The 13,311-nt window shown below is 44.4% G+C and carries 7 protein-coding genes and 1 pseudogene; all 8 read right to left on the bottom strand.

The window, feature by feature from the left end:
- Window positions 1-169: 169 nt before the first annotated feature.
- Window positions 170-1,069 (bottom strand): nucleotidyltransferase family protein, encoded by a 900-nt coding sequence (locus tag HMPREF0373_RS01620; protein WP_021737806.1) that lies wholly within the window; start codon window positions 1,067-1,069, stop codon window positions 170-172.
- A 231-nt stretch (window positions 1,070-1,300) separates the two neighbouring features.
- Window positions 1,301-2,200: a cohesin domain-containing protein gene (locus tag HMPREF0373_RS01615; protein ID WP_167618591.1), complete on the bottom strand. Its 900-nt coding sequence runs from the start codon at window positions 2,198-2,200 to the stop codon at window positions 1,301-1,303.
- Window positions 2,201-2,497: 297 nt separating this feature from the next.
- Window positions 2,498-4,126, bottom strand: coding sequence for a glycoside hydrolase family 25 protein (locus HMPREF0373_RS15855; protein WP_021737804.1), 1,629 nt, complete (start codon window positions 4,124-4,126; stop codon window positions 2,498-2,500).
- A 181-nt stretch (window positions 4,127-4,307) separates the two neighbouring features.
- Window positions 4,308-6,260, bottom strand: a complete 1,953-nt coding sequence (locus tag HMPREF0373_RS01605) for a hypothetical protein (RefSeq protein ID WP_147597851.1) — start codon at window positions 6,258-6,260, stop codon at window positions 4,308-4,310.
- 55 nt (window positions 6,261-6,315) lie between these two features.
- Window positions 6,316-8,334 carry a hypothetical protein gene (locus HMPREF0373_RS01600; RefSeq protein ID WP_021737802.1) on the bottom strand — a complete coding sequence of 673 codons (2,019 nt, stop codon included), beginning with the start codon at window positions 8,332-8,334 and terminating at the stop codon, window positions 6,316-6,318.
- Window positions 8,335-8,433: 99 nt separating this feature from the next.
- Entirely contained in the window at window positions 8,434-10,473 is a 2,040-nt protein-coding gene (locus tag HMPREF0373_RS01595; protein WP_021737801.1) for an RHS repeat domain-containing protein, read from the bottom strand.
- A 304-nt stretch (window positions 10,474-10,777) separates the two neighbouring features.
- Window positions 10,778-12,850 carry a hypothetical protein gene (locus HMPREF0373_RS01590; protein ID WP_021737799.1) on the bottom strand — a complete coding sequence of 691 codons (2,073 nt, stop codon included), beginning with the start codon at window positions 12,848-12,850 and terminating at the stop codon, window positions 10,778-10,780.
- A 219-nt stretch (window positions 12,851-13,069) separates the two neighbouring features.
- Window positions 13,070-13,311: pseudogene (locus HMPREF0373_RS16895) on the bottom strand (glucohydrolase); the annotation flags it as partial.

Raw genomic sequence — 13,311 nt, 5'->3', positions numbered from 1 at the left:
ACCAAGTCTCACGTGCGTTCGACTTGAATTTGTTCTTATCATAGCACACTCCTTGCGTCAACATCAATCATTCTGACACAAAATTTTTAATATTTTTTTAATAGAAAAAGAACCTCCGCTCTCAATTTTCTGAGATCAGAAGTTCTCTTTTTTCTGTCTGACGGATTCCTTAAAACAGCGGTGTCTTATATACGCCGTCTGCGATCAGCTGTGCAAATGCATCTACTACCGTCTGTCGGTCTTCCTGATAGGTTACACCAAACCACTTGTCCTGTGTCTCCAGAACTTTAACCGTTACTTCACCCTTGGCAAGCATATCGCCGATGATGGTCGGAAGCAGATACTCTGCTTTGATGTTGCCCGGCTTTACATTTGCCAGAAACTCTGCGAATCCTTTGTCAAGTACATCAAGAAACTCCGGTGTCACACCCCACATATTCATGGATACATGCGTTCCTTCCGGAATCTCGCTGCCATTTTCATCTTTTACAATACCGTCTGTATCACGGGCAATGCCGCTGGTCTCAACAATCTTCTGAAGCATCTCCTCATCATCGACCTGACATACACCACGAGTAACGGTTCCGTTATCGCTGAGCGTGTTGTCCAGAATAAATCCTGCCATACAATACTGATATTTGGTGTTACCGCAGTTTACCAGATAATCATGCACTTTTACAAATGCTTCTTTTCCATAATAATCATCTGCATTGATCACTGCAAACGGCTCGTTTACCACACCTTTGCAGCATCTTACTGCCTGACCGGTTCCCCACGGTTTTGTACGGTCTGCCGGTTTTTCAAATCCTTCCGGGAGATCATCCAGAGACTGGAATACATATTCCACATCACAGATTTTCTCGATACGGTCTCCGATCACTTCTCTGAAATCTTTCTCGATATCTTTACGGATGATAAACACGATTTTATTAAATCCTGCTTCCAGTGCATCATGAATGGAATAATCAATAATAATCTCGCCATTCGGTCCAACCGGAGTCAGCTGTTTCACACCACCGCCGAATCTGGAGCCAATGCCTGCCGCCATAATAACCAATGTTGTATTCATAATGTTATTTCCTTCCTGAAATCTTTTAATTGTTTTTTCCTGTATTTAACAGAATTGTAACATTTTTTCTCTGATTCGTAAAGCATAACCTTAGTTTCCAATCATAATTTGAACGTTTTTTATGCATATTCATGCATATTCTGCTAAAAATCGTGTTTTTTCACAAAAATATGTCTCCCTGGCATCCAATCCCGGGAGACATCCATTTTTCTATCCAAAGATATGCTGTTTTTATTTCCGTTTTTTGGAGATTTTCACACCGGCCGTAATACCAACCACTGCCGCTGCCACCACAACAATGACGAATACCGCCACTGGCGCGGAACCATTTTTTGTTGTTCCTTTTCCTCTGACCATTTTTCCGGTATCATCGGCACCGGTATCTGAACTGGCATTCGCCGGACCACTTACGCTCTCCTCCGGGTCCATACTGATTGCAGCCACATCATTCCCGCTCTCTGCACGTTCGCCACCTTTTTGTGCCTTCTCTTCTGCGGAATCCGTCCCGGCTGCGTTGCTGCCCTCTGTTCCCGGATGTGCAGAATCTCCTGTCGCTCCTCCATGATTTCCGGAATCTGCTCCCGCATTGGATACTGATTCATTTGCAGCATTGCCACTTCCTGCTGCTCCATTGCCTGTCCCGTTCACACGGACAGCTGCTGTCAGGGAGACTTTCTCACTGCTTGCATTGCCGTCTGTATAATACAGATCCTGGATTGTGACGGTCACCGGCTCTTCACTCGCCTGCAGGATTTTAAATTTCAATCCATAAGATGCAGTTGAAAATGTATGCTCTCCGGAACTGCTCAGATAAGAAAAATTACCCCCTGAAGAAGATACCATGGCATCCGCCGGAAGTTCCTTCGTGTCCAGTCCCTGAAACTCCAGTATATTTTCATCATAATTGCCACTTAATTTTCCGGAAAATCCACGCAGTGCCTGTTTTGTGCTGATCTTCACAGGAATTTCCACCACATCTCCCACAGCGCCACTCACATCGCCGGCTGTGGTTTCTACCTGAAAGCTGCTCTGTGATGCATCAGCTTCCACAGCGGTACCTGCCAGCCCCGTTGCCATAAGAAGCACTATAATGCCTCGCAGTAATTGCCTCGTTTTTTTTCTGAGTATCATTCTTCTCTTATCCCCCATTTCACTTTTATGTACACTTAGATTCTTTGAACCGCAAGATTGTAACATACCCTACCACTTAAATCACTGATTTTGAAGTGGGCTTCTTGGTCAATAACTCTACTGCTTAAATTCATTCTTTCATCTCACTGCTCCAGAAAAGTATAACATCAGAATCCAAAAATGTCTCCCTGAATTTCTCAGAGAGACACTTTTTATATCGTTTTTTATATTATGATTTGGGTGTCAAAACATCCAAATCTCGATTACACGGATTGTTCCATGCTTTGCGTTCTGCCCTTATCGGTCTACGCAGCCGTTATGTACATAATATCTGCCACTGCTGACTTTTGTCCAGCCGGTAAAATCAAACACTACTTTTCCATGACGGATATACCACCAACCATACTCATTCTGGGCAATTCCGTTATAATTTGTATTGACTTTTCCGCCTTCCACACGCCACCAGGATGCACCGTCAAAATCCACACCGGTACGGTTGAAATCAATCTTTCCACCGATGACTCTCCAGTTTCCGTTTTCATTGGATGCAAAACCGTTGTAGTCAAAATCGATTTTTCCACCGGCAAGTCGCCACCAGCCATTTTCATTGGCCGTCAGACCGTTATAATCGAAATCAACCTTTCCTCCGTGGATCTGCCACCATCCATATTCATTGGATGCAAGTCCGTTGTAATCAAAATCGATCTTTCCTCCGGTCAGGTACCACCAGCCGTTTTCATTGGAACATAAACCGTTGAAATCAAAATTTACAAATCCATTATCCACACGGAACCAGCCATGTTCGTTGGATGCAAGTCCACAAGCCTGATACTGGATCACACCGTCAATAGCATACACCCATCTCTGCAGACTCTGGTCGTAAACGATGCTGCCGGATGCAGGCTGATACCAATAGTCAAAATCTACCGCTGTATTGATACCGTTAATTTTTGCATTGTCACTGCACTGCCAGAAATCAATCTGACCGCCATAACGCTGTCCCTTGTCTTTGCTCTCTTTGTAAGTATAGGTATTATAACGTGCCATCCAGATCTGGTAATCCTTCCGCAATGCGGCAGTATCCAGCTCCTTCTCACACCATCCTGCATTTGCATAGATCATGGTTGAATAACCGGCCGCCCGGATGGTATCACAGTAAGCCCTCGCACACGCTGTCTTCTGTGCTTTACTCAGGTTCGCATTGTACAGTCTGCCGACACAGTTGCCATACTTATCATTAGCATATTCGTAATCAAATGCGACCGGCATTTCAAAACTGCATCCGTTGATAATGCTCAGTGTCTTATTCGCTTCTTCTACTGCCTCCTGCTGTGTCGTTGCCTGGGAATAAAAATATGCCCCGACTTTTAATCCGACACTTTTTGCACCTTTGTAGTATTCTGCAAATCTGCTGTCCTGTGCCATACTTCCGGAACCGTAAGCGCGGTATCCTGCACGCAGGATCACGAATTGTACCCCGGATGCTTTAACTTTATTCCAGTCAATACTTCCCTGATGATAGGATACATCAATTCCCGCAATGACATTTTTACCTGTTACATTTTCAGAATTATGTATGTATGTCGTCGTTCCACCGTTATACTTCGGCCAGCTTGTCGTCACGTTGCTGCTGCTTCGTGCCAGCTCACCGGCCGAAGAACGGTAAGCCGCTTCATCGGATGTCCCCAAGTTTTCCTGTTCCTGCTGCTGTCGATATGCCCTTCCGTTCAGCGGATCCTCCGGATCCCAGTCAGATGGATACGTTGCTGTCGATACATCCAACACTTCGGTCTCATCGGAAGCAGAATCTGCGGTCTGATAAACCGCTGTCTGCCCTGCTCCATCAGCTTCTGCTGCATATCCTGTCACACTGCCCATGGAAGCTATCATGGATGCAATCAAACACATTGCCGCAAATCTTTTCATTTAAAACCTCATCTTTCTTTCCTATGTTCTGGCCAGATCAATAAATCTGTCCTTTTTTGCTCAATTACTTTTATTATAGCGGCATTCCACAGACAGAACAAGACAAAATTCATCATTCCTGCGTGTTTTTTAATCCTTTTTTTAATTATTTATCGACCATCTGTTCTTTTCTGGCAAAAATTTACACTACCTCAACCTGAAGTCCTGTCACCTGACCGTTTTCCATCTGATAGTGATACCGAATCATCACCCTCTGGTTTTTTTCCACATTGTAAGGCACTGTGCCGGTATAAGGACCGTTCAGGTCAAAATTCACCCTGCCGTCATTGCATGCCCACAAACCGTTTGCATTCGCTGCAAAACTGTCCGGTTCCGTATGTGTTTCTGCCATTTTCCAGTAAGCACAGCGTCCGTTGTTAATCATCCACCAGGCAGTTTCACCATCAATGCTGCCATACACAACGTCTTCGTAAGAATTATCAAATCGTCCGTTTGTAACATAATAGCAGGAATATCCATCCGCCATTACAAATCCTGTCGTTTCATAGCTGTATCTGCCATTTTTCACATACCACAGCGTACCCTTGTAATCCACGAATCCATTATAAGAGAAATCTACTTTGTGGTTTTTCACATACCACCAGCTTCCATCGTAGTACACCAGTGTTTCTTCGTCATACTTTTTGTCATTCTCGGTGCAAATATAGCCGTCTGTCACCTGCCACCATGCAGTCTCTCCATTCAGAGTCAGATACGCAAGACTATTATTTTCTTTCTGAACACGGCCATCCTGAACCAGATAACATTTCTCATTCTCATATACCAGACCGGTGTAAGAGAAATCCACCTGACCATTTCGCACATACCACGCATCTTCTGCCAGGTGGTAGCTATGATCCTTTGCCCGAAAGATACCTGTATAGGAAAAATTTACCTGTCCGTTTCCACCCACATACCACCAGCTGCCGTCATCCGGATTTGGAAGCAAGGTATAAGTAATCTGTTGTCCTTCTAAAAATCCATACCAGCCTTCTATTCCATCCAGATTCAGATAATATACACCGGAGCAGGTCTGATCTATCTGACCACCCACGAGCCAGCAATATTTTTCGGCGGGTATAACATGATCTGGATAAATATACGCACCGTTGCGGCTGAAATCTACCTGGCCGTCTCTGACATACCACAGATGTCCGGTTCCGTTTTCTTCCCGCACAAACTCGAAACCGTTTTTGGAAAAATCTACCTGACCGGTCAGGCTGTCAATGCACCACCAGCCGGCTTCATTTGGCAGCAGATTTGCTACTCCATACGGTGCTGTCGTCGCCAGCTCTCCTTTGTAAAATCCATACCAGCCGGATACACCATTTACCGTTGTGTAATAGACACCATGCACACGTTCATACGTTTTTCCATTTACAAAATAATATTTGTACGGTTTATGGAAGTTCTCACTTTTTCCTTCCAGCACACCGGAAAATCCGAAATCTACCTGCCCGTTTTTCACATACCAGGTTCCTGCACTATTCTGACACACACCGGTATAGGAAAAATCAACCTCGGCATCTTTCCCGATGTACCACCAGGAACCATTGTACTCCACCAGCTGATGATATGCCCCGGTCACCATGCCGTCCTTAAAATTATACCAGCCCTCAGTGCCATTGATCGACACATAGCAAAGTCCGTTCACACCGGTATCCACCTTACCATCTGTCACATAGTACCAGTTCGTCCTGTCGTTCTCTCTCTGACTGACCACACCGGTATGATCAAATTGTACTTTCCCTTTCGCAACATACCAGGTTCCTGCTTCGTTGGCACACAGACCGGTGTAGGAATTGTCCACACGGTACCTGCCCACATACAGCCACTCATCCCCAACCGGCTGCAATGTACCGTTTGCTTTGTCAGACACTTTTCCATGTTCCATATAGTACCAGTTACCGTCGTTGAGCTGCTGCATTCCATCTAACGTCATCGGATCGGTACCCTGAGGCAGTTCCGGTGCTGACACTTCCTGCACAGCCACCGTTTCTGACTGCTCTTCTGCTGCCATGACCGATACCGGTGCTCCTGCTGTCAGGGCTGTCGCCACCACCAGCGCCACTGTTTTTGCAAATCGTTTTTTCATATGTATTTTCCACCTCTCTCCCTGTTTGTATGCTGCGTTTTCTGCAACCATTTATTTAACGATCTAAAACAGTTGCCTGCATAGATGTTACCAGACCATTCTCTACCTGGTAAATATAGCTTACATATATTGAATCCTCTCTGGAAACAGAATAATAAGTTCCATATGAATATTCACCGGTCACATCAAAAGCAACCTCACCATTCACAATTGCCCACAGGCCATTTTCATTAGCTGCAAAGCCGTCCGGTTTTCCGTTCCATGCCGCATTCGCAGAATGCACACAGTTTCCATTCTTTACCTGCCACCAGCTGTTCTTTCCATTCAATTCCCCATAGATCGCTCCATGAAGAGTTTCATTATAGTGACCGTTCTGCACATATGCATAAGTGTCTGCTTCCTCTGTCTTGACAAAACCTGTCTTATCAAAGTTTACACGACCATTTTCCACATACCAGCTTGTATCATCATATTCCACAAAACCAGTGTAGGAAAAATCTACCTGACTGTTATATACCGCCCACCAGCTGCCGCCATAATAGGACAGTGTGTAGTAATGATTCGTATTGTAAAAGAGCGTGCCACGGTCTACTTCCCACCAGCCGTCTTTTCCATCAATGGTAGCCTGTACCAGTCCGTTCACATCGGTCTGCAGCTTTCCGTTCCGGACATATACATAATAGTTATTTATCTTTACCCATCCGTTACTGGAGAAATCTACCTGACCGTTTCTGATATACCAGCTATCAACTTCGTCTCCATTTTGATCATATCTTTCAGCAATGCCGGTATAGGAGAAATCAACCAGTCCGTCATCTCCGGTATACCACCAGCTGCCGTCATACGGATTCATCAACACTTCGTTCTCTGTCTGCATTCCCTGAACGAATCCATACCAGTTTGTCTGTCCATTTACTGTGAGCTGGTACACACCATTGACATTCGGATCTACCTGGCCATTTGTGATGTAGCACAGAACGTCTCCGACATATCTGATGTGATAATTATAAAGTCCGTTATAATTGAAATTGATCTGTCCGTTTTCCACATACCAGCAATGGTACCAGTCGTCATCCTCCGTGATACCCAGTCCGTTATAATTAAAATCTACCAGTCCGGTTTTCGGATCGATATACCACCAGCCGCTTGCATTTGACAGGACTCTGCCCGGCACTTCGTAGTAATCATCCGATGTTGCCAGTTCCCCTTTATAGAATCCGTACCAGCCTTCTGCTCCGTTTACCTTTGTATAAAACACGCCGGTCAGATTTTCGTTTGCCTTTCCATTGATAAAATAATACTGGTACGATCTGCTTCCACTTTTTCCTTCAATCACACCGGTATAACCGAAATCAACCTGACCGTTTCTGACATACCAGGTACCTGCTTCATTGGATGCAGCGCCGGTATAGTCAAAATCTATCATATAACCAGACATTTTCCACCAGGCACCATTATACTCCACCAGGCTCTCATAGGAATATTTCGGTTTTCCGTCACAGAAATTGATCCAGCCTTCCTCACCGTTATAGATTCCATAGGCTAATCCACGAAAGCTTTTGTCTACCCGGCCATTTGTTACATAATAAGTAGACGTATTTCCATATTGATCCGTTCCTCTTGCAACGCCGGTATAGCCAAACTGTACCTGACCGTCTTTTACATACCACAGATCATCCCCATTTTTGCCAAATCCGGTAAAAGAAAAATCAATTTTCCATCCGGATACATACCACCAGCTGCCGCATGCCGGTTTTACCGATTTGCTTGCGTTAGAACTCAGCCGACCATCTTCCATATAGTACCAGTTACCGTCATTGAGCTGAACCAGGCCATCCAATGCCCTTGGATCAACACCGTTGGTCAATGCCGTTGCAGCTGCTTCTTCCTCAGCTGCCTGCATTACGAGTTCCGGCTGTGTTTCCACTGTCGCTGCTGCGTCCGCCGGCTGTGTTTCCGCTGTTAATGCTGCGTCCGCCGGTGCTGCTTCTGCAGCCATTGCGGACAGTGGTGCACTGATCAGCATAGCTGCCATCATCCCCAGTGCAAGGACTTTTGTCATTCGTTTTTTCATATCCTTCTTTCTCTCCTTTTCTAAAACTGCTCTGGAATAATACTTTCAAGAATGCCCGTTACAGTTTTCCCATTAGTAATACCGCTGCTTTCCTGCAGCTTACAGAATCACCGCCTGCATCTCTGTTACCAGTCCGTTTACAACATTATATGTATACTCTACCTCAATAGAATAGCTACTACTATAACCAATTCTACCTATTGTTTTATACACACCCGTTATGCCGTAAGAGATTTGACTGTTATTCGTAGCCCACAGACCTTCTTCATTTGCTGCAAAGCTCTCTGGTCTCTCATAATGTGACGGTTCAGGACCACCATAATAATCACAATGGCCCTCTTCTATCTGCCACCATGTAGTTTTTCCATCTAATTCTGCATAGAACAGTCCCGAGAAACCATAAGGAAGCGGATGGCCATTCTGAATATAGGTATATCTCGTGGTGGTATCCCCACTCAGGTTTACAAATCCTGTCTTGTCAAAGTTTACACGGCCATTTTCCACATACCAGGTTTCTCCATTATACCCTTTCAAGCCTGTAAAGGAAAAATCAACTTGTCCGCTGTTCAACACATACCACCAGTCGCCATTATAGTATACCAGAAATGTCTCACTGCCACCGCTTTGAACGGTAATAACTCCTTGATCAATCTTCCACCATCCATTTACTCCTTCGACAGTCGCCTGCACCAAACCGGAAACTTCCTTCCGTAATCTGCCATTTTCGACCAGGTAATATCTTCGCAAGTAACGGGTATTTCCGTCAGCTGCCACACAGCCGGAATAAGAGAAATCGACCTGTCCGTTTCTGATATACCAGGTGTCAGATGTATCCCCTGTCCAATCATGCCGGGTTCCCATTCCGGTATAACTGAAATCAACCAGTCCATCTCTGACATACCACCAGCTGCCATCGTTTGGATTCATTAACACTTCGTTATAAGCCTTTTTACCTCTCCATAAACCATGCCAGGCTGTTTTTCCGTTTACCGTATACTGATATACACCATTGACGGTTTCATCTACCTGACCATTTTTCACATAATACACACCCCCGTACAATTCAAGAAATCCGTTATAGTTAAAGTCTATCCGTCCGTTCTTCACATACCAGTAATGATACCGATCATCTCCCGGAAACACAGTTTTTCCCAATCCGGTATAACTGAAATCAACCGTTCCGTGAATGGGATCGACATACCACCAGCCACTTTCATTCAAAAATAAGGTACCATAAGAATCTTCGTATTCCTCAAAAGTTGCAATGGCACCATTCTGAAATCCATACCAGTTTGTTTTTCCATTTACGGTTGTATAATATAAACCAGTCAGCCCTTCATTCAACTTTCCATTTACAAAATGATATTGATATGGTATTACAAAAGGTCCGTCAATCACCTCGTACTCAAGTATTCCGTTATATGAAAAATCGACCTGTCCGTTTCTGACATACCAGCCACCGGCTTCATTGTAGGCGATTCCGGTATAGGAGAAGTCGACCTTTCTCTCATCACTGACATACCACCATGCGCCATTATATTCCACCAGCTCTTTGCCTTTGTTCAAATACCCTTCATGGAAGTTATATCCGTCATGGAAGTTATACCATCCCTCCACACCGTCTACGGTTCCATAGGCTAATCCGGTATAGTCTGTGTCCAATCGTCCATTTGTCACATAGCAAACGTAAGTACGATTCGTTTCATCCTTTGCAGTCACAATTCCGGTATAACCGAACTGTACCTGACCATTCTGAACATACCAATTATCAGCGCCATTCCTGCCAAATCCGGTATAAGAAAAATCTACTCTGCAACCACCTACATACCACCAGCTGCCACATGCCGGTTTTACCGTTTTATTGGCAGCACCACTCACCCTGCAGTTTTGCATGTAGTACCAGTTGCCGTCATTCAGCTGAACCAGACCGTCCAATGTCAGTGGATCAACACCATTGGGCAGTGCCGTTCCAGCTGCGTCTTCATCAGCTGCCTGCATTGCGATTTCCGGTTGTGTTTCCGCTGTCACTGCTGCGTCCGCCGGTGCTGCTTCTGCAGCCATTGCGGGCAATGGTGCACCGGCCAGCATAGCTGCTGCCATCCCCAGTGCAAGGACTTTTTTCAGTCTCTTTTTCATCATTCTCTCTAACTCTCCTTTCCAAGAACAAAGCGGACAAGTCCGCTTCAAACTCCCTGAATCCCTCAATCTTTGAGGGACTTGTTACGCTTTGCGCGCCAGATGCAGTCTGCTTTAGCAGACATATTCCACATGCATCTGGTCGCATCCTCGCGGAGCGTTTTTTGTTTGATAGGAAATTCATCGTAATTTCCTATCAAATAAAAAAGCTGTCCCCGGAATATCATAAACATCACTGTCACATTGCTTATGATCGTTCCAGGACAGCCCTTTACTTACAGTTATCCGTACAGAAACGCCCGCACCATTATTGTTGTAGCTGATCCCCCTCAGCAACATGAACTGTCATGGTAATAACCTGACCATTTACTACTTCATACATATAATGGATTGAAACATATGTGGAATCATTCCGCATTAATCCTTGGCTATGCTCATAAGTACCACTCTTGCTGAAATCAATCTTGGAATTATCATAATACCATACTTTGCCGCCATACTCTGCAGTACCTGTAAAAGCATTTGGAACGCATCCGCCTCCTTCAACGCACCACCATGCAGTTTCGCCATTGATGGTTCCCTGTGCAACCGTATACAGTTCATGATTTACATATCCGTTAACCACATAATAATAGTAAATATCAGAAGCCGGATCCTTGATAAATCCGTTTGCGCCAAAATCAATCTGTCCGTTTCTTACATACCATGCACCATTGGTTTCATTTACATTGTCATAGATAAATCCGGTATAGGAAAAATCTACCTTTCCATTGGAAACAGCCCACCAGCCTGCATCATTGGAAACAAGTTCATACCAGGGATTCTCATTCTTGTCATTATTATGATCATGCATGATGTAGCCATTTTTTACATAATACCAGCCATATTCATCATCGACGGTAGTCTCTACCAGACCATTAAAATCCCAATCCAGCATTTTTCCATTCTGATAGCACTTATACGTACCGCTCATCTCCTGCACCGTACCGTTAAAGCCAAAATCAATCTGTCCGTTTCTTATATAATACTCACCATAAGCTGTTTGTGCTCTGCCTGTATAAGTAAAATCTACCATTCCGTTTTCACCGACATACCACCAGGTACCATCGTCTTTTTTCATAAGAGCCTGATCAGATGCCAGCCAACCATCTACAAATCCATACCAGCCTGGTACACCATCAATGGTTGTCCAGAGGATACCATCATAGTTACAATCTACTTTTCCACCGGTTACTGCATACAGATCATAGTAATCATATCCAAAATCAAGTTTGTATGGACGCTGTTTTACAAATCCGGTATAACCGAAATCAATCTGTCCGTTGTTCATATACCAGATGCCATAGTCATTTTCAGCCAGACCGGTATAATTAAAATCTACCAGACCGGTTTCCGGATTAATGTACCACCATCCACTTGCATTGGAAAGTACATAACCGATCGTCGGTCCATAGTACCAGTCTCTGCTTGCCAGCTGACCCTTGTAAAAGCCGTACCAGCCATAGTTTCCTTTCACTTCGGTATAATATACACCGGTCAGGTCCATCTGCTGCATACCGTTCACAAAATAAGTCTGGAACGGAACTTCCATCCCATCAGCAACCACCTGATCGCCTTCTGCTCTTCCGGTAAAACTAAAATCAACTCTTCCGCCTTCGACATACCATTCAACATCATTGAAATAAGCAGTACCTTTGTAATTGAAATCAATCTTTCCGCCATCTGCAATGTACCACCATGATCCGCCATACTCTGCCAAGCTGGTATCCGGATATTGATCCCACATACCATTTTGGAAATAGAACCATCCATCTTCTCCGTTCAGTGTCGCCTGTGCCAGACCGGTAAATCCGTTATCTACCCGTCCGTTACTGATATAATAAAGAGTCTGACGTGTTTCCTCTGAACTGTCATCTGTGATTGTCATGGCAAGCGGACCGTTGTAGTCAAACTGGATCCGACCATTCTTTACATACCATTCAGAGCCACCGTAAGTTTCCAAGCCTTCATGTGAAAAATCAACTTGTCCGTCTTCAACATACCACCATCCGGCACTGTTTGGATACAGACCGTTAACATACTGCCATTTTCCATGATTAAAATAATACCAGTTTCCATCATCCAGCTGGATAACGCCATCTAAGGACATCGGATCCACACCGTTAACCACCGGATCCTGTGATGCATCATTCTGATCCTGTGATGCAATACCATCATCCGCTTCTGTCTCATCTGCTGAACCTGCACTTTCTGCGACAGCAGATGTTTCTCCTGCCTGATCTGCCGCATTTACTTCAGATGCCATGGCAGATAACGGTGCTCCGGCAACCATTGCTGCGGTCAGTCCCAGTGCAAGCACTTTTGCTAATCGTTTTTTCATTTTCTTACTCTCCTTTTCTGCAAAAAAAGCTGTCTCAAAGATGTAATAGCACTACTGTCACACGTTACTATTACATCTTCGAGACAGCTTCTTTGCTGATAATTTTATTTTATCAGTTCCACATTCTGCTGTCAACGATGAAAACCGTCATATGCAGCACCTGATGATATCCAGCATATTCTTCCTGCTGAAAATGCTCCTTTCCAATCTGCTTACATATCAGTTATTTGTATTTTCCAGTTCCAGAACAACCACTTCACAGCTCCGTAGATTTAAAGTAGCTACTTCAAAGCCTACCATTTCCTCTGTCCGGTTCGAAAGCCATATTTTTTTTATGCCGCTTTTCAGTTTCATTGTTGCAGCATCCTTTCCGAAATTAGCAGCCACAAGAATACATCTGGATTCATTTTTACGGTAAAATGCCATGATTCCGTCCACATTTTCATATTCCGGAAGAAATT

This window comes from Eubacterium ramulus ATCC 29099, assembly GCF_000469345.1.
Taxonomy (GTDB): Bacteria; Bacillota; Clostridia; order Lachnospirales; family Lachnospiraceae; genus Eubacterium_I; species Eubacterium_I ramulus.
This window is presented reverse-complemented; position numbering and strand designations above follow the sequence as displayed.